The organism is Shewanella sp. MBTL60-112-B2 (assembly GCF_019655055.1).
Classification (GTDB): domain Bacteria; phylum Pseudomonadota; class Gammaproteobacteria; order Enterobacterales; family Shewanellaceae; genus Shewanella.
Genome location: NZ_BPFA01000001.1, coordinates 138397 through 164592, shown reverse-complemented (window position 1 = coordinate 164592; position 26196 = coordinate 138397). Strand labels below are relative to the sequence as shown.

The 26196-nt window shown below is 42.3% G+C and carries 20 protein-coding genes; 9 read left to right on the top strand and 11 right to left on the bottom strand.

Going from position 1 to position 26196, the window contains the following annotated elements; translation table 11 throughout:
- Positions 1-44: 44 nt before the first annotated feature.
- Both K5Q73_RS00690 and K5Q73_RS00685 read right to left on the bottom strand, forming a co-directional pair.
- Complete coding sequence (locus K5Q73_RS00690) at positions 45-293, bottom strand: DUF3297 family protein (protein WP_220758637.1); 249 nt, start codon at positions 291-293, stop codon at positions 45-47.
- Between the two features lie 191 nt (positions 294-484).
- Positions 485-814, bottom strand: coding sequence for a DUF3861 domain-containing protein (locus K5Q73_RS00685; protein ID WP_220758638.1), 330 nt, complete (start codon positions 812-814; stop codon positions 485-487).
- A 402-nt stretch (positions 815-1216) separates the two neighbouring features.
- Here K5Q73_RS00685 and K5Q73_RS00680 point away from each other — a divergent pair, with 402 nt between their 5' ends.
- Entirely contained in the window at positions 1217-2455 is a 1239-nt protein-coding gene (locus tag K5Q73_RS00680) for an NRAMP family divalent metal transporter (RefSeq protein WP_220758639.1), read from the top strand.
- Between the two features lie 398 nt (positions 2456-2853).
- Positions 2854-4281: a sodium:proton antiporter NhaD gene (nhaD, locus tag K5Q73_RS00675; RefSeq protein ID WP_220758640.1), complete on the top strand. Its 1428-nt coding sequence runs from the start codon at positions 2854-2856 to the stop codon at positions 4279-4281.
- 90 nt (positions 4282-4371) lie between these two features.
- Here the strand turns inward: nhaD and K5Q73_RS00670 are convergent, their stop codons facing one another.
- Positions 4372-5526, bottom strand: coding sequence for a NapC/NirT family cytochrome c (locus tag K5Q73_RS00670; protein ID WP_220758641.1), 1155 nt, complete (start codon positions 5524-5526; stop codon positions 4372-4374).
- Positions 5527-5703: 177 nt separating this feature from the next.
- Between K5Q73_RS00670 and K5Q73_RS00665 the strand changes: the two genes are divergently transcribed.
- On the top strand, positions 5704-8340 hold the full coding sequence (locus tag K5Q73_RS00665; protein ID WP_220758642.1) for a molybdopterin-dependent oxidoreductase: 2637 nt from the start codon (positions 5704-5706) through the stop codon (positions 8338-8340).
- Positions 8341-8433: 93 nt separating this feature from the next.
- Here the strand turns inward: K5Q73_RS00665 and K5Q73_RS00660 are convergent, their stop codons facing one another.
- Positions 8434-9540 carry a M20/M25/M40 family metallo-hydrolase gene (locus K5Q73_RS00660; protein WP_220758643.1) on the bottom strand — a complete coding sequence of 369 codons (1107 nt, stop codon included), beginning with the start codon at positions 9538-9540 and terminating at the stop codon, positions 8434-8436.
- A 219-nt stretch (positions 9541-9759) separates the two neighbouring features.
- On the opposite strand from K5Q73_RS00660, the gene K5Q73_RS00655 reads away from it, so the two are divergent.
- Positions 9760-10194, top strand: a complete 435-nt coding sequence (locus K5Q73_RS00655; protein WP_220758644.1) for a dCMP deaminase family protein — start codon at positions 9760-9762, stop codon at positions 10192-10194.
- Positions 10195-10281: 87 nt separating this feature from the next.
- On the opposite strand, the gene K5Q73_RS00650 is transcribed toward K5Q73_RS00655, so the two are convergent.
- Together K5Q73_RS00650 and K5Q73_RS00645 are read right to left on the bottom strand one after the other, a co-directional pair.
- On the bottom strand, positions 10282-10989 hold the full coding sequence (locus K5Q73_RS00650; RefSeq protein ID WP_220758645.1) for a hypothetical protein: 708 nt from the start codon (positions 10987-10989) through the stop codon (positions 10282-10284).
- Positions 10989-11624 (bottom strand): hypothetical protein, encoded by a 636-nt coding sequence (locus tag K5Q73_RS00645; protein WP_220758646.1) that lies wholly within the window; start codon positions 11622-11624, stop codon positions 10989-10991. The genes K5Q73_RS00650 and K5Q73_RS00645 overlap by 1 nt, the downstream gene beginning before the upstream one ends.
- A 508-nt stretch (positions 11625-12132) precedes the next feature.
- Here K5Q73_RS00645 and K5Q73_RS00640 point away from each other — a divergent pair.
- Positions 12133-12468, top strand: a complete 336-nt coding sequence (locus K5Q73_RS00640; protein WP_220758647.1) for a hypothetical protein — start codon at positions 12133-12135, stop codon at positions 12466-12468.
- Positions 12469-12722: 254 nt separating this feature from the next.
- Positions 12723-13118 carry a hypothetical protein gene (locus tag K5Q73_RS00635; protein ID WP_220758648.1) on the top strand — a complete coding sequence of 132 codons (396 nt, stop codon included), beginning with the start codon at positions 12723-12725 and terminating at the stop codon, positions 13116-13118.
- A 59-nt stretch (positions 13119-13177) separates the two neighbouring features.
- Here K5Q73_RS00635 and K5Q73_RS00630 read toward each other — a convergent pair whose 3' ends face one another.
- Together K5Q73_RS00630 and K5Q73_RS00625 are read right to left on the bottom strand one after the other, a co-directional pair.
- Positions 13178-13759, bottom strand: coding sequence for a DUF2059 domain-containing protein (locus tag K5Q73_RS00630; protein WP_220758649.1), 582 nt, complete (start codon positions 13757-13759; stop codon positions 13178-13180).
- Positions 13760-13818: 59 nt separating this feature from the next.
- Positions 13819-16833, bottom strand: a complete 3015-nt coding sequence (locus K5Q73_RS00625) for a M9 family metallopeptidase (RefSeq protein WP_220758650.1) — start codon at positions 16831-16833, stop codon at positions 13819-13821.
- Between the two features lie 1087 nt (positions 16834-17920).
- Between K5Q73_RS00625 and K5Q73_RS00620 the strand changes: the two genes are divergently transcribed.
- The gene (locus K5Q73_RS00620) at positions 17921-21547 is read left to right on the top strand and encodes an Ig-like domain-containing protein (RefSeq protein ID WP_220758651.1); all 3627 of its coding nucleotides are present in this window, start codon (positions 17921-17923) and stop codon (positions 21545-21547) included.
- 94 nt (positions 21548-21641) lie between these two features.
- On the opposite strand, the gene K5Q73_RS00615 is transcribed toward K5Q73_RS00620, so the two are convergent.
- Positions 21642-22052, bottom strand: coding sequence for a MerC domain-containing protein (locus K5Q73_RS00615; protein WP_220758652.1), 411 nt, complete (start codon positions 22050-22052; stop codon positions 21642-21644).
- A gap of 175 nt (positions 22053-22227) precedes the next feature.
- A complete protein-coding gene (locus K5Q73_RS00610; RefSeq protein WP_220758653.1) occupies positions 22228-22716 on the bottom strand; it encodes a hypothetical protein in 489 nt (162 codons plus the stop codon).
- A gap of 236 nt (positions 22717-22952) precedes the next feature.
- Here K5Q73_RS00610 and K5Q73_RS00605 point away from each other — a divergent pair, with 236 nt between their 5' ends.
- Both K5Q73_RS00605 and K5Q73_RS00600 read left to right on the top strand, forming a co-directional pair.
- The gene (locus tag K5Q73_RS00605) at positions 22953-23450 is read left to right on the top strand and encodes a protein phosphatase (RefSeq protein ID WP_220758654.1); all 498 of its coding nucleotides are present in this window, start codon (positions 22953-22955) and stop codon (positions 23448-23450) included.
- Between the two features lie 646 nt (positions 23451-24096).
- On the top strand, positions 24097-25197 hold the full coding sequence (locus K5Q73_RS00600) for a hypothetical protein (protein ID WP_220758655.1): 1101 nt from the start codon (positions 24097-24099) through the stop codon (positions 25195-25197).
- A gap of 299 nt (positions 25198-25496) precedes the next feature.
- Here the strand turns inward: K5Q73_RS00600 and K5Q73_RS00595 are convergent, their stop codons facing one another.
- Positions 25497-26006: a DUF4823 domain-containing protein gene (locus K5Q73_RS00595; protein WP_220758656.1), complete on the bottom strand. Its 510-nt coding sequence runs from the start codon at positions 26004-26006 to the stop codon at positions 25497-25499.
- Between the last annotated feature and the right edge of the window lie 190 nt (positions 26007-26196).

Sequence of the window (26196 nt, the reverse complement as noted above, 5' to 3'; positions counted from 1 at the left end):
TACGCGACCTCTTCATCTATTGGCATAGCAGTAAAACTAAGCTTTTACTTGTAAAATGCTTCAACAGTACCTTTTACAGTCACCATCAACGGCTGACCACGACGGTCTAGCGCTTTGTGAGATGGCACTTTAACCCAGCCTTCGCTGATGCAGTACTCTTCAACATCAAAACGCTCTTTATCGTTAACCTTAATGCCGATATCGTGTTCAAAAATAGCTTCCACATGGTGTGGGCTACGTGGGTTAACTGAAAGACGATCTGGTAATGCTGGTTGTGCTGTAGTGTCAGTCATAATCCTGGCCTATAGTAAAAATTGCAGTAAATAAAAAGTGCGCTATTGTAGGCAATACAAGGCTAACGCTCAATAGCGGCAGTCACAAATGTTAGTGGAATTTTATGGCGATTCAAGTCGGGATATATATTTGCCATCTAGGTGTTATCCAGCGCTAAACTTAGCAAGATGTGAGCATTAGTAATAAAGCGTCAAGAACCGCGACTATCTGCAGCCTTATGGCCCTTGACCGTGTTTTTTAGATGCTGCATAAACGTTTTAAAATGAGGCATAAAATCTTCAAACAATGGATGCTTACGCTCCCCCATCATTACCGGTCCTAATAAACGCAATGCCACCCCGACCTTAGTGGCCTGTGAAGGCTCTAGACCACTAGCTTGTTTTAGGCTATCAACAATTTTGAACAGATCCTCTCTGTCTTGCAGCTCAAACTCTACAGTCCTGCCCTTGGCCTGATCACCCAAGCCAATCTCTTCTATGGTGATTCGATAACAGTTATCTTTTCTAACTTTAGTGCTCATGTTGGCCTCTTCATGTTTATCCCTGATTAAGTTATCGCTCAGAGAATCCCCCCCGTCAATTAAGCCGAGTCAGAAAATGCTACTTATGATAAATACAGCAAAACTTTTTTGAGCAGTTTAAATCACGACATTCAGTTTACGCCCCCTTTAAAGTGTCAATTAAGTAGAGTAGCGCATATCCCGTCTAGAACAACTAAAGCCTTAATTACTGAAAGTAGTTACACCTCTGAAATTTATAACTAAATAGTTGACTTGTTTTTGGCTAATCATTAATATCCGCCCCCAGCAAAAAGCAGCCCGCAGCGGCACCTTCTATCCTTAGTTTTTTGCTTTATGTCAGCTGATCTCGGTCAGTTGTCTCTCTGTTTTTATAAAGTGAGAGACAACCATTTTGAGAGCAGCATGACCACGCAAACGACTACGCCAAATCTACCAAATTCAACATCAGCCCTCCCAGCTTGGAAAAATAAAGCTGTATTAAGCGTCGCCTTTTTAATGGCAATGACTTCTGTTGGCCCAGGATTTTTAACCCAAACAGCCGTGTTTACTAATATCTATAAAATAGATATGGCATTCCCTGTTTTCGCCTCGATGTTTATCACTTTCGCGATAGTGATGAACCTATGGCGCATAGTGGGTGTATCGGGTCTTCGCATTCAAGATATTGCCAATAAGATTGCCCCAGGTGCGGGTTACTTCATCGGTATTTTGTTGGCTCTAGGCGCAGTTGCATTTAACTTTGGTAACGTCAGTGGCGCCGCCCTAGGTTTAAATGTGCTTACAGGTGTGGATACCACATGGGGCGCACTGTTTACCGGTGTTGTGGGTTGCTTACTCTTTGTGGTTCACAATGCATCAAAACGAATGGATCAAATGGCTCGTTACTTAGGCCTGTTGATGATTATCTTAATCGCTTACGTCGCCATGACTAGCCTACCGCCAATGGGCGAAACATTAACTGCAGCAGTCATGCCTTTAGATGTCAGTAATTTACTCTTACCTACACTCACCATCGTCGGTGGCGCAGTTGGTGGTTACTATACCGGCGCGCAAAGACTCGTTGATATCGGCCTACAAGGAAAAGAACAGCTCGGCGCGATTAAGTCTGCAGCTTGGGCGGGGATCTCTATTGCCGTCGTTATCCGCATTTTACTTTTCCTTGCGGTATTTGGCGTAATTGCAGCAGGAGGGGTTTTAGATACTAACAATCCAGCTGCCGATGCATTCAAACAAGGCGCGGGCGATTTAGGTTACTTTATTTTTGGCTTGGTGCTGTTCGTTGCATCAATTACCTCAGTGGTGGGTAATTCTTATATGGCTGTCTCGCTAGTTAAAACCCTTTTCCCGGTAATTGAACGCCATGAAAAAGCTTGGTGTATCGGCTTTATCGTGCTCACCAGCATAGGTACCATAATGATGGACATGCCAATCCTATTACTGATGTTAGCAGGCTTAATCAATAGCCTTATCTTGCCTATAGTGCTGGCATTTATGCTTATGGCCACTCGCCGTAAAGATATCGTTGGTCATTACAAGCACCCGCTTTACCTGTCGGTCATGGGGGTTGTGATTGTTTTGGGAATGGGCGTAGCAAGTTTCAGTAACGTCGGTAACTTCATCACTAAATTTATTGCTAGCTAAACTTATTGCTAGCGAAGTTTATTGGCAACTCAGTTTTAGCCGCTAACAATATTGGGCTAATGATTATAGGCGCGGGACAATCAAAACCGCGCTTTTATCGACTAATTTAGTCTGCAACTCTACTTTTAAAAGCTTAATTTCACTCCAATAGCAGTCAATACTAGCCACCAAACACCCATATCAGCAGAATATTCTACCAAGTTGCACTTTTGGTTATTTCATAAACTAAAGTACTAGCAATAAACCAAGTATTACGCCTGTATTGTTAACTGCAATCACGTTAAAATGTGCAACAAAATTAACACCACCACTTAACAATACGCTGATTATCAATTCATTTGAAATCATAACGCATTGCTCTAAAACTACTTAATGCCTTCAAGGAGTCGAGAAGTCACATGAAAGTCAGTCAATTAATTTTAGCCATAATATCCTTGGGGCTAGCAACACCGGCCTTTGCCAGTGAAGCTGGATTGGATCTCACCCAATCGGGTGTAGGTTATGCAGCATTAATCATATTTTTTCTGGCTTATTGTTTAGTGATGGGAGAAGAGTATTTACAGCTTCGTAAATCAAAACCCGTACTGTTAGCGGCGGGAATTATCTGGCTGATGATAGGTTTTGCCTATCAGCAACAAGGCCAAATTGAGGTTGCTAAACAGGCCTTAGAGCATAACCTGTTGGAATACTCCGAGCTACTGCTGTTCTTACTGGTGGCCATGACTTATATCAGCGCCATGGAAGAACGTGGACTATTTGATGGCTTGCAAGCATGGATGGTCAGCAAAGGCTTTAATTTCCGCACCTTATTTTGGCTCACAGGCTTCCTCTCTTTTGTTATTTCACCTATCGCCGATAACCTTACCACCGCCCTGTTAATGTGCGCCGTAGTAATGAAAGTCGGCGGAGACAATCTAAAATTCATTAATATTGCCTGTATTAATATTGTTGTTGCCGCTAACGCTGGCGGTGCATTCAGCCCATTCGGCGACATTACCACCTTAATGGTTTGGCAGACAGGCTTAGTCAGCTTTGTTGAATTTACCGATCTATTTATTCCATCGCTAGTTAACTACATTATTCCAGCGGTAATTATGTCGTTCTTCGTGCCTAAAACTCAGCCGGACTGCGCTAATGAAAAAGTTGAGCTAAAACGTGGTGCAAAACGCATTGTCGCGCTATTTATTCTAACCATCGCTACCGCTGTTAGCTTCCACGCCTTGGTTCACTTCCCGCCAGTTATCGGCATGATGATGGGCTTAGGTTATTTGCAGTTCTTTGGTTTTTACCTACGCAAAACTCTGCCACGCTCATTAGAGAAGAAGAAAGCTGTTGCTATGGCCAATAAAGATGAAGCCGCGCTAAAACGCTTAGGCTCAGTAGTGCCATTTGACGTATTTAAACGTGTATCGCACGCCGAGTGGGACACCTTACTATTTTTCTATGGCGTAGTAATGTGTGTTGGTGGTCTAAGCTTACTCGGTTATCTCGGCATGGTATCAGATGTGATGTACAACCAGTGGGACCCAGTTTGGGCCAACGTGATGGTCGGTATCCTCTCAGCAATTGTTGATAATATCCCGGTGATGTTTGCCGTACTGACCATGCAGCCAGACCTCAGCTTAGGTAACTGGTTATTAGTGACATTAACTGCGGGTGTCGGCGGCAGTATGTTATCTATCGGTTCGGCGGCAGGTGTGGCATTGATGGGTGCAGCCCATGGCAAGTACACCTTCTTTGGCCACCTAAAATGGATGCCTGTTATCGCATTGGGTTACGCCGCAAGTATCTTGTGTCACCTATGGCTAAACGCGGATCTGTTTTAAGTATCTCTACCCATTAATAGCGCAAATAAAAAGCTCGGCATAAGCCGAGCTTTTTTATGCGACACAGTGAAAACTAGGGCCGAGTCTATTTTACTGAGCCATATCTTTAGCATGAACTTGCAAGTATTTAAGCAGTGTCTGCTCCTCTGTCGGCGTGAGGGAATTATAAGGCTTCATCGATTTCAACGTACTAATCCACTGGTTTGCTGGTAAATAATCTGCGGCTGTTACAGCATGACAGGCACTGCATGTTTCGTTATACATGCCTTTAGCATATTGCCAAACAGAGTCGATATTAGGTTGCAAGTAAGCCTGAGTAATCCAAGCACTTACCTCAACCTGTTGCCACATCATACCCGTGTTTGAGTCGCGTTTTTCTTGAATAAGCTTCTCAGTCGCTTTAGCTGACTCTTTTAACTTAGCGACATTGATAAACTTGCCTAGCTCTTGAGTGATAATGCCACTTTGTGCTGATTTTTCATGCCAGCCTACAAATTTAATCTGCAACATGTCATTTCTAGTCCCGAGTACTGTTACGCCAGATGCAGGCAAGAGCACTCCTTCAATGGTGCTTTGTTCGTTTGCATCACTATAGAGTTTTTTCTGCGTTAACGTATAAAGCGTGGTTACTGACGGTGCAATAGCAGAGTTGGCTTCCAACTGCTTAAATACCTTATGAAACCCTTGTTTCATTATCGGAAGTTGATGCGCAATGCCTTTATGGCATTCAATACAGTTCATGTTTTTAGCTTCGGCATTCGTCATAGCGGCAGCCGCTGCAGGAGACTGTTTTGCATGATCCATAGCATTATAAGTATGGCAACTTTTACATGGCGCCGAATTGGTTTCAGCCATCATTTTCCAAACATCTTCAGCCATCTTTTGCCGGTGCTGCTCAAACTTTAACGGTGTATCTACATCACCAGAAATATACTCGCTATAGATGTCACCTAAACCACCAATCTTAGCTTTAAGAAAATCTATCGGGTTATCTTCTGGGATGTGGCAATTACGGCACTCAGCTCTGACTCCTGCGGAATTTTTAAAGTGAATGGTATTTTTATATTCGTTGTAGTTTTCCTCCATTGAATGGCAAGAAACACAAAACTCGGTGCTCGAGCTATATTCAACTGATTCATGAAATACAAATACGCCTGCGAGACTAATTAGTGCCGCTATTATCGCAATAGTAAAAACCGAGTATTTGGCACTCGGTTTAGTAAGAAAATGCCAGGCTCTCTTCATATTGATATTCCGTTTTTTAGTCCGTGTCAGCTTTTTATCTTGAACTACAATAATGATAGTTAAAGTTTAAAAAACAGACACAACAATCCTGTATTGAATGAGATACGTCATTCAATACAGGAAAATAGCAAGACGACTTCAACGTTGATTTGCAGGTACTTAAGTCGGGAATGAAAAATGGCAATATCAAGACGCAAATTTTTAAAGGCTTCATTAGCTTCTGCATTCGCAGCCCAAGGACTGACTTTATTCCCAGCGAGTAAAGTATTTGCGGATGATACTCAAGTCATCCATCACGCCTCTCACTATGGTCCATTCAAAGCGATCGTTAAAAATGGCAAGCTAATTGGTATTCAGCCCATCAATGATATTGATGAATTTCCCACAGAGATGCTTACCAAAGGCGTATTAGGCCGTACCTACAGCGATACTCGAGTCATGTATCCTATGGTGCGAAAGTCGTTTTATGATGACCCATTAGGTGACCACAAACCCCATCTGCGCGGTAAAGAGCCTTTTGTGCGAGTCGACTGGAAAACCGCTATTGCACTCACCTCTTATGCCATCGCAAAAACGATACAAGAACACGGCAATGAAGCCATTTTCAGCTCCTCTTACGGAGGCTGGTCCCATTCAGGATTAATGCGTCCACAAACGTTACAAGGTCGTTTTTTTAACCTTATCGGCGGTCAAAGCAGCTGTAGTGGCGACTACTCTGCTGGTGCATCTGAAGTGGTCTTACCCCACATTATTGGCGACTTAGAGGTCTACTCTCCGCAAACGGCGTGGGAGGTCATCAACCAAAATACCCAAGTGTTTATCTTCGTAGGTTGTGACCCCTTTAAGACCAATCGTATTGAATTTACTGTTGCTGATCACCAAATGCATCAGCATTGGCTAGCCTTTGCCAAAAAAGGCATTAAGTTTATCTCTATCAACCCACAGAAAACCTATTCAGATAATCACCTAGGTAGTGACGTTATCCATATTCGCCCCGGCACAGACACCGCCCTATTTACAGCGATGTCATATCATTTATATAGCAGCAAACAACATGATCAAGCTTACCTAGATAAATACACGGCAGGGTTTGATAAGTATCTAGCCTACTTAGACGGCAGTGAAGATGGAGTAAAGAAAACACCAGAATGGGCCGCGGCCATTACAGGATTAACGGCAGCACAAATTATTGAACTTGCCGAAATCATGGTAACCAAACGCACTCAAATAGCCGCAGGGTGGTCTTTGCAACGAGCCGATCATGGCGAGATGATCCACTGGGCAATCATTAACTTCACAGCAATGGCCGGTAAAATTGGTAAACCCGGTGTTGGTTGTGGCTTTAGCTGGCATTATGGCTGCGGAGGCATGCCGCAGTCTGGAATGCGTATGCCTATCGGATTATCACAGGGGCGTAATCCAGTCACTAAAACAGTTCCTGTCGTGCTCATATCAGAGATGCTAAATAATCCAGGAAAAGCCTTTAGCCGAGACGGCACGGCTAAAACCTTCCCCGACACTAAGTTAGTTTATAACTCTGGTAATAACTTAATGTCTCATCAGCAGAACACCAATGAATTAATTAAGGCATTGGAAAAAGTCGATACCGTCATTTGCCAAGATCCATGGTGGTGCGCCTCATCGCGTTATGCCGATATTGTTTTACCCTCGACCTCAACACTCGAGCGTAACGATATGAGCTCCGGCGGCACCTATAGCAATAATAAAATTTATGCGATGAAACAAGTGATTGAGCCAGTTGGAGAGAGCTTAGATGATTACGAGATTTTTTCTCGCTTAGCATTTATGTTTAACGTGCATGACCAGTACACAGGTGGCAAAACCATGATGGAGCATTTACGCCACTCTTATGAGAACTCGGACGGCACCGATGACTTTGATACCTTTTGGAAAAATGGCATCAGCTATTTACCAACGCCAAAAGCGGCTGACGCTTATGTTCGTCATGCTGATTTTTATCAAGATCCCCAGAAGCACCCATTGCACACACCTTCAGGAAAAATCGAGCTGTATAGTTCGACGATTGATGCATATAACATCGCAGATTGCCCTGGGATGCCAAAATGGATACCACCATTTGAATGGCTAGGCAATGCAAAAGAAGGGCAAGTCCAAGTGCTCAGCCCACATCCTTGGATGCGACTTCATTCACAAATGGCCAATACTGATGTCAATTCCCATGAGTCTGTAGCAGGCCGACAAATCGCAATGATCAATGCAGCTGATGCTAAAACAAGAGGCGTAAAAGATGGTGATATTATCGAGGTCTATAATGACCGCGGTACCACGCTGTGCGGAGCAAAAGTCATCGCAGAGTGCATGCCAGGAGTGATATACATTCACGAAGGAGCATGGTTACAACTCGATGCCAAGGGCCGCTGTAATTCAGGCTCCATCAATATGTTAACCTCAAGCAAACCCTGTAGTGGTTTAAGCCAAGCGACAAGTGCTAATACCTGTTTAGCCTACTTCAAAAAATGTACTGACCCATTATCAGAAAACCTCGCTTATAGCCCACCTGAAGTAATAACGGCCAAAGATCCAATTGATGTATGGAGTCTCCAGCTTGGCACACGCTTAAAAGCGGTTAGTGGTAATAAAAAAGGGGCACAATCAAAAGGTGAAACACTCTTCTATGGTAGCTGTAGTTTATGCCATGCCTCCCCGCATCCAGATCAATACACTATTAATCAGTGGAAAGGGATCACCAAAAGTATGTTTCCACGCTCAGGGCTAAATGCAGCCGATCAAAAACTGGTACTGGAATTTTTAGATAAGCACGCTAAGAAGTAGATGATTACCATCCCATCAAACCAAAAGCTCGGCCTAAGCCGAGCTTTTTAGTTACTAGCTCTCGGTATTAATAGTAAAGCTTAACCCGAGGTGTTAGCGCGTTAGGTAACAATGAACAAACTCTGTGATTGCCGCCAAATCCGCAACCGAAATAAACTCATCCGTAGTGTGCACTTTAGCCATGCCGGTAGACAAGTTAACCGTCTTTAAGCCGTTCACGTTGAAGATATTGGCGTCTGACCCACCACCTGTCGACTTGGTCATCGCATCAATACCGATAGCGGCAAAAGTCTCTTTAATCTCTAGTACGTGCGCGTCATCATCGGCGATATGATAGGCGTTATAAGAGCGAATTGAGTCAATCTCAACACTCGCTCCGTGCTCTAAAGCTACAGCTTCAAAAGTCGACACCATATGATTAACTTGCTTAGCTAGCTTAACGTCATCAAGTGAGCGCGCTTCAGCTTCAATATACAGTTCTGGCATAACGATATTGGTTGCATGACCGCCTTGCACCACACCAATGTTAGCCGTAGTTTCATCATCAATACGGCTAAGCTGCATTTTGCTTATCGCGTCGGCTGCAACAGTTAACGCATTCACCCCGGTTTCTGGTTCTAGGCCCGCATGGGCAGGTTTGCCTTTAATGGTGATTTTTAAGCTTTGCTGACCCGGTGCAGTAGTAATAATGGTGCCAATTGGCCCGCCTGAATCGAGCACGATAGCTTGGCTTGATTCGATCTTACTAATATCAAAGCTTTTAGCGCCATGCATGCCGCGCTCTTCATACACGGTAAACGCCACTTCAATGGTTTTGTGGGCTTTGCCGCTCTCTTGAATACTGCGAACAGCCTCCATTACCGCTGCGATGCCAGATTTGTCATCGCCACCTAAAATGGTGTCGCCTTTAGAGCGAATAATACCGTCTTCGATAATTGGCTCAATGCCATTGCCCGGCGTTACAGTATCCATATGGCTACTGAAAACGATGCTACCTTCAAGCTCACCAGCTAATTTGCCATAAATATTAAAGCCATTGGTGATATCACCCGGTACGGCAAGCTTAGTGACGTCAAAACCTAGCAGGCCTAGCTGCTCAGCCAATGCCTCAGCCACTGCTTTTTCATTGCCTGATTCACTGTCAATTTTCACTAGTGAGATAAAATGTTCAACGAGCCTTTGTTGATTGATCTTGGTCATCTGTGAGCAACTTCTGTTATGCAAAATAGACAAGGATCATAAACCCAAGTAGCGAACTTAATCGCTGAGTTACATCAAATAAATGCCAGAAACCATCAGTAATCACAGACTCAGGGCTTTCTTATTGGCTTATTTGTTGCTTTATCATTGTTCTGCATAGAGAATAACAGCTAGTTTGCGCGGTTTATTCAATAGTATAGATTTAGGAGTTTCAATTCGATGATGACAAAATGGGCAACACGTTTTTTGCAAATGGCCGAGCTCGTTGCATCTTGGAGTAAAGATCCCTCAACTCAAGTGGGCGCGGTGATCACTGAAAATAACCGAATTGTCTCTTTAGGTTTCAATGGCTACCCTCACGGAGTGTCAGACAGTGCCGAAACCGACAACCGTGAAATGAAGCTGCTCAAAACTCTGCATGCCGAAGAGAATGCCATTCTTTACGCTAAACGCGATTTAAGTGGCTGTGAGATCTGGGTAACGCATTTCCCTTGCCCTAACTGTGCGGCAAAAATCATCCAAACTGGTTTAAGTACAGTGCATAGCCCTAAACCAAGCGAAGACTTTCAATCACGCTGGGGTGACAAGATTAAGATCAGCGAAGATATGTTTGCTCAAGCAGGCGTAAAAGTCGATTGGATGCAGGCAGACTAATAAAAATCTGCCTGCAACGCACGACTTAACATCATGATAAAGGACGCTAACTCGCGTCCTTTTATTTGCTCACAGCCTTATTAGCGATTATACCCCTGATAAATAGAAGCGGCCCGCTTGCTCCAAAATGATGTGGCGGTGACCTTGCGCTGTTCGATAGTTATAACAAGTGTTAATCGAACCTGCGATAAAACAACCATTTATCGATAGGTTAAATTGACTCTGTTCTGCATTACTGATTGCACTAGCAAATGACGTTTCCGTTTCGTTTTGTAAACTCACGGCAATGGCTTTGTAATCATTAATAAGGCGTTCGCGAGTATCGGCCTTTAGCTCAGAGACTTGCTCAATAAGCTTGTTATACTCCTCCTGCTCCACCCCTTCAAAATATACAGTTCCATTTTCTGGCATGACTAAGTGAGCAAAAAAGTATTGATAATCATGGTTCGATAGCGCTTTAACCACTGAATTAATCAGCGCCAACTTACTCTCCTGAGGATAGGTGTCATTATCCACTTTAACGCCATTTCTAAATACTTGAGTATCGAGCTCATTGAGTCGAGTTTTACTCAACTTTCCGATTACTGACTCGCTATTTTGCTCGGAAATTTGTTGGTATTTTTCATAAGCCTGATTTAACTGGATGCTATCTTCCAGCTGTTTTGCAGTAACAAACTCAAGATTAACAGCATTAGCTGCATCGACAGCTGCAAAGCTGAAATTGGAACAATTCAGGGTTAATAACAATAAAGATGCATTCATTAATGTGTTGCTTGGATGCTTATTTTTTTTCATTATCTTAACTGCCAGTAGTAGTTTTTATTGGCCCTAATCAGTCGAAAGCCTCTAATGTCTTGCCAATGCATTTGATAAAGCACAGCACCTTGCTTTTCCTGTGCCTGATAAAATTCAGGCTGAACATCGTTATCTAACAGCAGATTGATATTATCGATTATAGAGGTGACTCGAGGATCGTTAGTATCTAACAAGCTTTGCATGGTTTCGATAATATCCTGATCAACGTCTACATCAGGAAGGTTTGCATATTGACTTAAATGATAAACCAGATAATTAGCATCTTTACTTTTCAATGCCTTAGCTAATGACCTCAGTAAGTCTTGGTAGCTGGATTGCGGATACTTATCGCTATCTTTTTTTATGCCGCCATTAAACACTTTGTCGGTTAACTTACCTACTTCCAATGAGCTAACAACAGCAGCACGGGTGTTAGGGTAAGCTGTGATGATCTGCTGCAACAGATCATATTCTTTATCGTATTCACCAGTATGTTGGTACAGGTTTGCCTCAACAAATAGGCTGTTGGCATTAGCTTCGACAGATGTGGGTTGAGGTGGTTGATAAGTTGTATTACAGCCCTGCAGAACAACTAAAGGCAGCGCTAAAAGAAACAAATGTACTGGTTTTATCATCGATAAACTCTAGAGTAAGATAGGCTCGGGTTCAGCAAACCTATTTAGATCAACAATAGCCAAAATTATTGGCTACGCTTAGCTAGCTTTTTTGATAGCGTCAAGTTAACAATCGCCTTGCTATTGGCATCTGCAAACATATAAATACGGCGTCAACAACATAACAAATAAAAGAATAAATAACAGTGACTTAAACCGTAAATACCAACAAGCCTTCAAACCAAGGGAGTGTTCATAAAATACAATTTAACGGTAACAACGCTAAAGCCCTTTCTGGGCATGCTTAACACCTAAGTACCTGCTCACTTAAGCCATCATCATTAGCATATTGATATGTTGAACGTACACATCGTTGCAGTGGTGATAGTTGCCATAATACTATTGCCGCGAGTCCGCTCGCTTTTTACTTCTCCTTAGTGAGAACAGATACAAGCATGCGTTAAGTTTCCGTACAGCATTCTGCCTTTATAGTGAGTATCAAATAAGGATTATTAAGCAGAGGCGATAGATGAAGCAATTAACTGAGATGTTAGCAATAACTGCGAATATGTTTACCACTGCCACGAAAACGGTAACCACTATCGCTCTGACCTTGGCGATTTCAATTGGTAGCGTTCATGCCTCACCCAATACAGCTGTAACCGCCAATTTAGTCAAATCGAATACTGATGATAATTTGCTTATCTGCCAGTATCGAACCATCTCAGGCAGCCATTTTCAAGTGTTTGATAAGGTACTAGACAACACTGCTATCTGCCCGACTAACATACAAGTCGCCCACGAGACTATGCTAACAGACGCTGAAAAATATCAGCTTAAACAGATGTTATCTTTGAAGAATTAACGACTCATTAGGTAAAGCATTTAGTCGCTTAACCAGGAAAGCTTCTCAAATGGCGTCAATTTATTTAAGCGTGAGCTACTGTAGCTAAAACGTGAATAAGCTAATGTGTTAACAGCCAAGGCCGGTCTTATTATGTAAGCCTCTCCGCCCTAATACTTACAAAGACGATTAATATTCATTTTTCCGCAACAAATTGCATACAATCTGCACAACTGTTAGGTTAAACACTTAACTTACGCAAGGATGGTTATAAAATGAATAATAAAATTGCAATTGGTATTACCGCGGTGGCGCTATTAGGTGTGTTTATCATCAACCAAGGCTCAAATGATCAAAGTAATCAGCAGCCCCCTCTTACTGACGGCGCTGAGCCAACAGTGAGCCAGCTACCTAAAGTGTCCTCAGCTAACGAGGTATACGCTAAAGACTCTGCTACAAGTCCATCTCAACAAGATGCTCTAAACCGACAAAAAACTGATAGCGACAAGGTAGAAACCGTCCAAGCGAGTAACAGGCCAGTACCGCCTCCACCTCCTGTGGGCATACCACCTATGGCTCCGCCAGCAAACGGACAAGGTGTTGTTTCACACCCCAACCATCAAGCTCCTATCCAGGCGCCTATAAGTCAAAGCAGCCCAAGAAGAGAATAACTCATACCTAAGCCTGCTTAGCAGGCTATCGCCACAGCTCTTAGATATAATCAGTAAAACTAATGGCCAATATGTTGGCTAGATTTTGATGGCGGCGCAATTGGGTGGCTATTTGGAGAATGATGTGCCGCGGAGTCGTGGCTTGGCATTAGGGGTTGAGTTAGCCCTGCTTGCTTCACAAACTCTGCAATCAAGACTGTAAACTGTTCACTCACTAATTTTCGCTGTTTACTCACAATGTGATCAACATTCGCAGCCAGTTTTGGTTGAGTCTTTAAAAACTTTTGGCCTATATCAGATCCAAAAAAACGGGTTAAACTTAGCAGCTCCTCTTCTGTATATTGCTTAGCATATGCCTCTATAATAGGTGGCTCTAGCTGCTCCCAACTCAAAGTTTGACTAGCATAATCAAACGCTTTCTCGCGAAACAGATCCTCAAGTACTCGTTGATTAGCCGGAATTCGATAGTCCTTCAATAGATGGCTATATTGTCCCTGCAGCTTAAATTGCTCTTGTTGTAGCATCTTTTCAGCCTTAATCACCGTTAGCAATGCACTTGCTTGGCGGCGCTTACTGTCTTCATCAGCTGCAAAAGCAATATTAGCAACGAACACTGACAACAATATCCATAATCTAATCATTCTAGCTCCTCATCATACTTAAAAAAAAGGGCTCCTTAAGGAGCCCTCAAAACAGCGGCTTACTTCACATCAACCTGAACGCTTGCGCCACTGGCGCTTGGTTCACTTTGCACGGTAATGTAATACCAACCTACTGGCGGGTTAGAAACTGTAATCGATTCTTGGTTAGTATCGGCATTAGTCGATGCGTAATCGTAGCTGTTCGCATTCGACCAACTCGTACCAACATAGATACTCAAGTTCCCCGAGCCATGATCACTGCGAATATTCAAGCTTTGTGTTCCTTCTGCAATGTATAGGTAGTAATCATTGCGACCGTCTGAAGCACATACCGGGATACCATTGGCGATCTCAGAATATGACACAGCTGCAGAGCTGGCGCACTGGTCAGCGATCTGTCCTACTGGGTCAACAGGTGTCACCGAACCACCTTTACTCACGCTCAATGTTACACCACTGAACTCTGTACCACTGTCTACAGCAAAGTAACGCCAGCCTCGATGAGCAACAACATTGATCACTTCACTGTTTCCCGCAGAAACGGAAGTGGCTTCAGCACTATCAATACCCGCCCATGTACTTGAGTTGTAGTAAAGATCCGCGTTGCCGTTTCCACCTTCGAGGTTAATCGTCAAGTTGGTATTATCTTCTTCGACGAAGATATAGAAACTATTACGACCGCCACTAATACACTCGCTCTGATCATAATAGATCTGGCCATAGTTAGTCGTTGCAGTTCCACAATGAGGAACAACCGGGTCTACTGGATCCGTTGGATCGGTTGGGTCTGTTGGATCTGTTGGATCTGTTGGATCTGTTGCTCCAGGATCATTTTCCACATCTATTGCAGTTGTGCTGGCAATAAACTCAACACCACCAAAATCACCAGAAAGTGTAATATAGTGCCAATACTCATCAGGGTTGAGCTGCACCTCAATCACTTCATAGTTACCATTACCAATACCAAAGCCTTCGTTCTGCTCACCACTCGCCCAGTTGCCTGAGTTGTAGTAAATATCAGCATCTCCCCAACCACCGCGAGTACGGATCCATAACGTACCATTACTATTGTCGGTATTTGCAAAAGCAAAGCTAGCACGACCTTGTTGAGAATCAACACACTCAATTGGTGTATCTAAGGTCAAAGATGAACTGCCTGGATCATGTCGATTAGCTTCGTCAATCGGCACGCATAGAGAGTAATCAGTACTAATGGTCGATGGAGAGCCAGCCCAATTTCCTGCGGTGCCACTTTCTAGTGCATCAACATCACTTGGACCTTTATCAACAATACCGTTATTGCCAGTGCTAAGACCACTTGTTAGCCAGCCACGCCACTCGTTGTCATAGCTCGTACCAATATTATCTAGCAGCGCTTGATACTCTTCATACTTATTATTTCTTAATAAGTCTAAGATTTGATTAACATCGTCACGGTGTTTTTCAAACATGAACCGTACTGCAAGGTAGCCCCAGCGATAAATCCGATCCTGACCTGACTCATAGTTATTTTCGAAGATAGTAGATAAGGCAAATTCCTGCGTTTCTCCCATCTCAATGGCGCTTATATTCGCATCACGATAAGAGATGTATTCCGCCAAGCCTTCAATCCACCAAATTGTATTCGCTGAGATACTACGGCCAAAGTCACCATATAAATTGAAGCGACCATCTAGATAGTGCACATATTCATGCTGCAGGTTCCAAATATGGAAATCAGGCTGACGCCACTCGGCTTCATAAGCAATAAATCTTGCTTGGTTTTTCAAGCCTGCCGGTGAACCTTCCAGATACATACCACCATTGTTGGTAGCAATACCAAAGAATGTGCCTGCATATGACTGGTAATCGCTTGAGCTGTCAAAAATAACCAATTCTAGGTCACTGTTATTATCATTGGCTACGGGTTGATTACCGGTAGCAAGCTTACTATGGAAGTAATCTTCTTGATCACCTAACACTGCACAAGCCCAGGCAGCTTGGTCGTTATACATAGATTGTGCTCTAAGTTTCAGGCTATCAGAGCACTTATAGTTAAAGCTCAGCGTTTCTTTCTCTAGCTCATACTTAAAGCCACAAATATCATATGCATTACAATTAGCTCTATCGTAATAATCTGCCATTTCAGCAGCGGCTAGCCAAAGTACATCAGTCGAATCTTCTTTTGAAGTGCTAGACAATACTGACTTCACAAGTGATGTTGCTTTAGGAATTAGCGCATCAATATAATAAAAGCGAGACATCTCGCGAACTGCATTAACTAATACGTACTGTGCATCAGTACCTAACAGATGACGATTGCGTGATTGGAAGTTGTAGAGATCATCAAGAATTGACGGGTCACTGGCAAAAAGAGCCTGAAGATCATCATCCCATTGGCCACGGAATAGGGTCGTAAAAATCGCATTAGCAGCACCATTCATCGCCCAAGATGATTCCCAGCTGCTATCGTATTCAGCTAAAACCTTTTTGGTTGTCCAGTTGAAATAAGCACCTAAGCCTGAAGAGTCAACTAGGATCAATGCTTCTTTCAATACACCGGCATTTTCATCACTGGCAACCCAAGTTGCATCATTATTGAATAGATTATCAAGCGCTGTCTTGGTGTCTGCCTCCACGCCACTAGAATAAGTTGGTACATCGTCTGGGCTGTAGAACTGCACATAACGCGCGGCTCGTATATAGTAAATCAGTGACTCAATACCATCAGTATCGACACCAGTATAACGTAATGCTCGGTCACGAACTCCAGCTAACGCCGTACGCATATTACTTTCACTGAATAACGCCGTAGCATCGCTACCACGTAAATTAAACAGCGGGCTAACACATTGAGGATCAGAAGTAACAAGCTTATCTACGAGCCCCCAGCCGTTTAACCCAATAAAGGTTTCACAGCCTTCAGTGGCCGTAGAACCAGCAACGCCCTTAGCGCCCATTGGTTGCTTAGATAAAGCGTGTAAAGAAAGCATGCTTTTAGGAGAGACTATCTCCGACTCCATGGATACCACTGGCTGAGCCAGCGATGACGCACTAAATAAGCCTAGCGCAACCATGAGATGATTTGGTTTCATTGTGTATTCCTTCTAAATGGATTATTTCAGACGTAATCCATACTCCTACAACTGAGCTCGCCTGTTACTTATGAGCCAACCTCCTTAATGAGCTCGTTGTGGATACAATATACCAAAGTGCAACAAAACGGTAACATTTAGAGCTAAAAAACATCAAAGACTGAACTGGAAAACGCTCACAAAAAGTGTAAATCGATGTTTTAAATAACTTTAAAGCCAACCCGTCTCAGCAAGAAAAAACTAACAACCCATTAACCAGTGAGCGAATTTAAATATAGATAACTATCAAAATCAGCTATTTTCATACATGGCTATAAAAAATTGACCTTCAATATCAAGGCTAATTGCCCCCAATAAACTTGTATATTGTGTTAATTAAACTTTCAAATTCGTACCAAATATCACTTGAGTACGACACAACAAAAGGGGCGTCATGGAAATTCTTGAAATAAGCAGTTTGGTACCATTTCTCATGAAGGTTTACAGATGGTTTTAGCTGGGAAAATAAAAGGGATAATTTAAACAAGCAGCTTTAATCAGGCTAATGGTTATTTAGCTGCTGACTAAATCGCTGCTTATGCTTAACAATATAACTGAAGTCAATATTGGATCTAAATAGTTGTTCGCATCCATATCCCCCAATGAATGCATACTGTTACGGGAATTGTTTTTAAGTAAAGTTTTATGCCTGCATTTTAAATAAACCCTCAACTTGATCTAGCCAGAATACGTAACAGTCTTCCGCCAAAGCGGAATATAAATTTCCGTCTTCAAGTCAAAGACTTATTAAAAAACAACCAACTGTTTTTTCTTTGTTCTGTTGCACTTTAACATGCTAAAAACTGAGTGTATTACTGACATCTACCTGATATCTTCGCCGTGAATGTGTTTCCTATATTAGCTATTCATATGCCCCCTCGTACAACTAACTTAGTGGTGTGTTTGGCACTATAGGCAACTCATTTTTAATCTATAACAGAGTTTGTTGGTTATGGGCTTAAATATTTCATAGCTCATCCATGACCCACTTCTTGAATAATTAATCCGTTTATCTACACCGATAAATGAATAAAAGAAGATCTAAACCTTGATAAAAATAAATAAAATAACTGTCGCTTTAACTAGCGTGATGTTCAGTGGCTACCTGTATGCCGCAGACGCAACACTCACATCGAGTGTTATCACTTTTGTACCGGGAGAAACAAAAGTTCAAAATGGCGATATGGTTGCCTTTAATGGCGAATGCTTTATCGCCAAAAACAGCCCTGGCGTTTGGGAATCACCAAAAGCAGGCTCATGGTTTTGGGATGCCAGCGAATGCTCGGGCGAGCCTGCGCCAGACCCCGATCCTGAGCCAGAACCTGAGCCGGGCGACATTATTGCCTTTATTCCAGGTCAGACCAAGGTTAACAACGGCGATATCGTTTCTTATGCTAACCAGTGCTTTATTGCTAAAAACAATCCAGGCGTATGGGAAACCCCAAGCGCAGACTCATGGTTTTGGCAATTAACTGAATGTTCAAGCGAACCGGGTGAGCCTGATCCTGAGCCAACCGAGCTAGCTATTCTGGCGCCAGTTGCAGGCCAAGTACTAAGCCTAGATACAGCAACAGCGATCCAAGCCAAAGTAGATGGTGAACTAGCTGCTAAAGTCGAGTTTTGGGCTAACAACCAAAAGCTATCCCAACAAGCCGTTAATCCAAGCCAGAGTATGTATTCGCAAAACTGGACACCGACTGCTGCAGGCAGCGCGACGGTTAAGGTATTTGTATTCGATAAAAATAACCAAAAAATCAAACAACAAGCTGTTGCAGTGACTGTAAAAGATAATGCTGAAGAAGACTTTACTGCACCAGCTGTAAGATTCATTGCCCCTAATAATGGAGCAATCTTCAATGAAACAGACACCGTCGCTATTGCAGTTAATGCTACCGATGTTGATGACGATTTAACTAAACTGGTGATCAAAGCCAATAACGCGCAAATTTGCTCATTTAATGCGACCAATACGGCCACTTACGCCTGTAACTGGCAGCCGACTCAAGCAGGAAATGTCAGCCTAAAAGCCATTGCTACCGATGCTGAAGGTCTGTCTTCAAGCGTAAGTGTAAGCATTGCTATTGAAGCGGAAGAAGAGTTCACTGCGCCAGTGGTTAAGTTCATCACCCCAAGCAATGGCACAAACTTTAATGATAGCGAAAGCATTGCCATTTCAGTCAATGCAACCGATGTGGATGATGACCTAACCCAACTAGTTGTTAAGGCCAATAACCAGCAAATCTGTTCATTCGATGCAACCACTAGCCAAGTGTTTAGCTGTGATTGGCAGCCTACACAAGTGGGCGGCGTAATCCTAAAAGCTATCGCTACTGATGCTGAAGGTCTTTCTGCCACAAGCAATGTAAACATCACCATTGAAGAAGAGATTATCGACCCACCAGTGACCCCACCAGGTGGATTGTGTGCTGACTTTAATGTTTACCCAGACTGGACCCGTGGCGACCATGCAACTGGTGGCGACATTATGGTGCATAACAACATCGCCTACTCTGCTATCTACTGGACTCAAACACTTCCAGGCAGCGATGCCTCATGGGCGCTACATTTAAATTGTGATGGCACAGAGCCTGGCACGGCACCATTATTATCACTACCAAACCCAATGGACCCAGTGCGCCTTGAAGTCGCTGGCTGGCCAAACACCTTAGTGGTCGCTAGCCCATCAACAGCAGCGCCAGTGACATTGACTGTTGCAACCAGCAAGAGTGCAGACCTTACTGATATCAATAAGCTAACAACCAGCTTTGTTTCAATCATGGAGATGGCAGCACAAGCTGAGTCTGCATCAATCATCATCAGCAGTGATGTGCTTGATAAAGCTACTCAAGATAAAGCGCTAGCGACCAGCACTATTGCGGTTAGAGATGCGCTAATCAAGGCTATGGATATCACTGGCAATAGCATTGATCTTGATGATATCAACGCACTGACCAACGACTTGAAAGGTTGGGCGCAAGCTCACCAGTTGATTATTGCTACGCTTGCGCCACAAGCAAGCTACGGCTGGTCGTTAACCATTGGTGATTTTGCTTTCGATACTCACTCTGGTCGCCAATCAGTTTGGGATGAAGCGTCGGTATTCATAGCAGATTTACTCGATAAGCTTGAGCTATACCAAGCTGATGCAGTAAATAAAGCAGATTTTGTTGCCTTCACTAAATCTAGCTCAACGCAGGCCTTATCAAGTGAGCAATGGCACAACGCGCTAGAGTACGTTAAACAAGTGACAGACTTTGTTAGCACGCCAGCGATGCTAGAGCAGATCCCAACAGCGCAAGCAGCAAATTACTTTATGGGTAACCAGACAAGTAAACCGCAGCTTCGTAAAGCGGCATTCAGTAACGTCTTCGCTATTTTGTTTGATACCGACTCTGAAGAGTTAACCAGCAAAATTGAGCAATACCAAGTAGCAAAAATGCCGCTGTACTATGTGGGTAAAACAACAGATAGCGGCGATCTAACAATTATCGAAGCATTAAACCAAGAGCTGGCGAATGCAGAAGATACAATGAACAACACTGCATTCTTGTATGAAACGCCTCAATCACAATGGGTTCCGTCTACTGTTTATAAGTGGGCAGACTTCATGACAGGCTTAAATGCCATGCATAACGTGGGTGTAGCAGGCAACAAGTTCTGGTTACTCGATGAAAATGCAGATGATGCAACCAATATCAAATACGCCAAAGTCGCTATTGCAGCCTTCTTAGCACAAAGTATGCAAGAAACCATTCGCTACAACGCTTGTGATGAGAATAACTGGGCAGAAATAAAGTATGGTGCGCCAACTGATTACCCAATGACAGCAAGCTGTGGTCAATTAGGTCAAAAGTACGCAGATTACGGCGTTAACCCAGATTCAGGTTTAGACCACGCTTACTCTTGTCCACGTGATAACAAGATGGAAGTGAGCGCGTTAACGCACGCTAAGTGGTACGGTGCGCCAGCGCCAGTATTTGCAGCTCCTAATGCGGTACTTGAAGAACGTGGCCTGCTGGTTAACGGTGCTGTTGGTCGCTGGACTAACAATGGTCACTGTAATGACGTACCTAGCTCTGTAGATACCTCTAAGCAAGTTTGGGAACGTGACGATTGTAAGACTTACGTTGAGCAAAAAGCCGGTAAGTTTATCTGGGATGGTAGCAGTCAAGACAACGTAGAAGGTTGTGGTTGGTGGGGCCGCGGTGTAATTCAAACCACTGGTCGCCAAAACTTCGGTACACTTAACCATTACTTAGGACGCTCTCATGTTGACCCAGAAACTATTGGTAAGACAATTGATGGCATCACAGTTGAAGCGCCACCTGCAAACCCGCTATACGCCGAACTCGATTTCTGTTCAAACCCAGGCTTAATTTGTAGCTCTGAAGAGAACAAAGAGATCAAGTGGATTGCTGGTCTGTTTTACTGGGTAACCTCAGTACAGGCATACCCTGATGAAAGTGGTCAATATGGTAACTGGAACTACCACAACGAACTGAAGAAGTACGTTGAAGGCGGCATGAAAGGGACTGACTTTATTGATGATGTATCTGGTATCGTTAACCGTGGCTGTCCTAACTTAACTTGTTCTACTGGCGAGGTTCATAACGTTAAAGAACGTCGCGAGAACTTTAAGCTAGTGCTAAAACAGCTAGGTTTAACGCCGCAATAAACGTAAAAGCTCATTGTTGTGAAAAATAAAACCAGTCAGCGCAAGCTGACTGGTTTTATCTTATATGGGGCAAGCAATATAACTAAAAGAGGTATCACTTCTTAGATTTAGCGTTGTCGCATGAGTCACTACGACAAAGTGAATAATTTCGCCAATGTGCAGCAATCAATAGACAAGTCGCTGCGAGAGTCGCCAGTTTTTCTCCAGTTTCCCCTAAAAAGTCATGGCCATAAATAGCGCTGATAGCAAGCCCTGCAATACCGAAAAAAGCTAACACTAATACCATTGGGTCTTTATGGCGGGTACAACCCATTAATACCGCAATGGAGCTAGTTGGAATAACAAACCATACCATCAGCATATGATAAAAGTGATCGCCGACAGGAAGCGATAGCAGCGATGGGAACAACAGCAACAATATCGGCCCCGCTATACAATGCAATGCACACAATGCAGAGCCAGTTATGGCAAGACGATCTAGTAATGTTTGTGCGAGATTATTCATATCTGTTTTCAACCTAATGATTCTATTGAGTGCCTCAACGAGGCATGACTACACTAAAATTGCTTAGGTAACTTATCATTAACAATATTAGCAAACAATAAATTAGCAGCCGTTAGTCAAGAATTTATAGTAGAAAACAAAGAAGCTATATTAACTCGCTTCAGTTAGAGGCGCTTTATACTTTCCTATAAGCAACTTGTGCACCATCTTGGGAGATAATTTCATCCCCTTGGATCACAATGCCAAAGCCATGTTCTTCGTCCCAAGCACATTCAAAAATCATCCCAACGGCATTTTTGTCAGGGTGATGTAAAACAAACGCAGAGAGTTGCATTAACTTAAAGATATCCCCAGCCTGCATATCGGCTTCACTCACCTCGCCGACACAGGTTTCGTAAGATTCTGAATCTTCGTCAAACACATCGAGAAACTCTGAGTCTTCAAGTAATTCTTGATAGTTGTCATTAACATAATCGCAGACAAGCGCATAAATACGCTTTTCATTCTCGATAAACCATTGCTGCATATTATCAGCAATAGCCAGATCTTCTTGGGTGAGAAATTCGACACTGCCGTAGGCTTTAAACTCATGCCAAGCATTCAGCCCTGCTGTACCTTCATGAAACTCTTCGCCTGCTTTCCAAGTAATATTTATTGCTTTCATAATAGACTCGTAAAAAGAGAAGATTATATTTGAAGTGGCTTCTTATTAATGTGTGGTTAAAGCACAAATATACACTTATATAACACTCTTTCTTATTGATCTGGATTAAAAATCATATACCAGTCGATGAGCGAAAAAGTTCACCAACAGTTTGATGCTTGCTAATTGGATTAACCAGAACTTACACTTAGTGGCATAAATTGCGATAAACTAGCTAACTATGCAAAGGATTATTTATGTCTCATCCATATGATTTATTAACGCTTGATAATGGTGCCAGCTTAATTTTTACACCTTGCCCAGGGACAAAAGATGCAGGCCTTGCGGGATCTGTCTCAACCTTAAAGCAAGCCGGTGCGGTGGCTGTCATTTCAACGGTTACCCCAGAAGAGATGATTAAACTAGATGTGGCGAATCTCGGTGATGAGATACAAGCTCAAGAATTAACTTGGTTTACATTACCGATTGAAGATGACTGCGCACCAGCGGAAGACTTTGATGCAGCCTTTACTAAAACTAAACAACAAATAATGTCGCTCATTGACGATAAGTGTACCCTAGCCATTCATTGCCGAGGAGGTTCAGGTCGGACAGGCCTAGTAGCCGCCATTATTATGCTAGAACAAGGTTTAGCCTGGCCGAAAGTGAAATCCCGCATACAAGCTTTACGTCCAAAAACATTAATTGTTCCAGCTCATTTAGAGTACCTCGCCAAGCATTACGCTATTAGCTAAATAGCAACTCTATTGGCACCTCTCCTAAGGCAAAACGAAGAGAGTGCCAATTTAAAGTACTGATTTAAAAAATTTAAACGCTCTACCCCCTCAAAAAAAAGAAGATGAAATCATAGCCCCCATGATAAATCACCTAAAGCTTAGTAAGATGAGGCCGACAAACATGCCATTAACTATGGGTGTCTATGGTTGAGCCAAAACACAGAGCTAAACCACTAATTTAAAAGCGATTATAAGTACAAAGTGACAATTGCAAATCTATTATTTTTGCTTTTGATAGGCTGAACTGTGAAAAGGTGCTGATTGGTAATAAAACCAAGCTAAAACTAAAACAAAGCCCCCCATTGTTAATCATTCATATAAAACAGAAGCAAAAGTCATTGAGGCTATGATGCAAAACACTCGCAAACGCGTGGCAATCGTAAATGAGAAATTTAAAGATGAGATTGATAAACGAGTAGGCACAAGTACGAAAACACAAAAAATAAGTTGACCTTCAAAACAACCAAAACCGGGTTTACTCTGACTTCCTCAATAAAGGTCACAAAAAATAATGGGGTCCTTCAAAACAAACAGAATGAGTTTGATCTGCTCCACTTATTTACCGACATCAATATCTCATATCAACAATATGGAAGTCAGTACTATGAATATTTTCAACAAAAATCTTAACGTCAATACAAAAAAATATACTTTAATATCGGTAAGTATACTTTTACTATTTTCAAACTTTGCGAGTAAAGAGGCTTTCTCAGCGACTCCTTACACTGACGATAATCAGGGCATCGAAGTCCTTAAGGTATCATCATATAAAACACCTTTAGATAATAAAAATGAGATTTATGCAAATGGTAAAATGCAATCACCAGTGCTTATTGAATATAAATTGGGGCCTAACTTCATCAAGCCTCAATTTTTGATTAAAGAAAGATATACCCACGATTTACTGCCACGTAATGGCTGGAATGTTGAATATGAATTTAACAAACTCCCCCACTTTATAAGCAATAGCGGTGCAAAGCCGAGAAAAGGTAAAAAGCCACCCAAAAGAAGTAACCCTGCCAGAGTATTCTATATTAGTAACAACTCTGGGCTCATAGAAACAATCGATGTTTGTGTAGAAGTTACTGCTACGCATAAAATAACTAAAAACGAAATCACTCGTAATACTTGCGATGATAAGAACCAACAAAATAATGCAGTTACCATAAATACATTAATTCCTTTGAGTTATCAAAACAAAGACTTTTCTTTAACCCAAAAATATAACCAAGAGAAAGATAAATTTAACAAGAAACTATACCTTAGATATTACGAATTAACCGCCAACAACAATAGGAAATTCACAATAGCAAACCCAAAACAAATAAATATAAGAAAACCTAACTCTCTTGGAACGGTTTATTCAATGCCAGGTGTAGCCGCGCTACGAGTAACAAAAAAAGATCGCCTTTTCTATGTTGAAGCCCTTAGAAACGAAACTAAAAGTTATCAAAGTCCAGATGTTGAAAAAAAAGTAACTGAGTTTAAATTGAACACAAAAAACCCTACATCGCTCAAACCAATTGTTAAACTTGCAGCGATGTACGGCAAGGAATTTTCTCAAACAGTTTGGCCTTCAGGACTAGATAATCAATTAGCCAACTCGATGACGATACGAGTACTTGACGAATATGGTAATCCAACCGACCTAACCTTAACCATAAGTGGATGGGCCTTATATTTTGGCGATGAGTTTATATGGTAAAAGCACCACGTGAAGCAGACACTTATCATAGATAATCAAAAAATAGCCACCCTCGGTTAACTCAAATCATGAGTGGCTCTGATTAATGCATAAAAGAACTCGTCGAACCACACGGCTAAACAGTGGTAATAAGAACTTTAGTTAAATAGAGAGTTCCAAGCTAATGAGTGTAATTCTAGGACGAGCTAATAAAGAAAAAAACAACCTCCTACTTCAGCAATCTCTAAAGCTTAGTAGGAGGCTAACAAACACGCCTTTTATCATAGATATCTATGATGTGTTATAAAAATTAATTTAACTTATAAGTAAAAAGAAGCTACCGCTTCGCGAGTAGGTCTTTCTAAAATATCTTCTGGGCTAGTACCTGCAAAGAACTGAATTACACGGCTCTTAGCTCTATAAATAGTGCTTCTAACTTCCTTGCCTGTTTCCATATCGATAACTGAAAGTTGAATTTCAACAACGTCAGGTCTAAAAGACCATTGAGTCTCTCGATCTTCCCAGTGCAGAATCTTTGGCTTCACTAGGTAAGCATCTTGATTTTTTTCAAGCTGAGCATTGCAAGCTTCGGCTGCACACACTTCAATTACAGAAGAATGCTTAATGAACTCTCCGCGCAACATGTTCACAAGCTTTGAAGATGAATTCAGGTAATTAATTGTCCCATACTCACCGTCTTTAGGGATCTCAATAAATACCGCTCTTTCTGGTACTAATCCAACATCTGTGCGAGTCAAGTTAGTGTGTTTAATCTGTGCGCATGATGCCAAAGCTAAAGCGCCCGCAACAACAAGTATCTTTTTAAACATTTATTCAATAATTCCAATAGATTAGCCATTATCGGATTTAGACCCATTATCTATCTCTCGATAATCCGAGCGACCTTATACATAAATTTATGCTGCTGAACCATTAAATTTAGCGACAATACAGGAGGTTATTCAAAATTTGTGACTTTAATCGCTACTAGATGACTTACTAACGACAAATATAAATGCA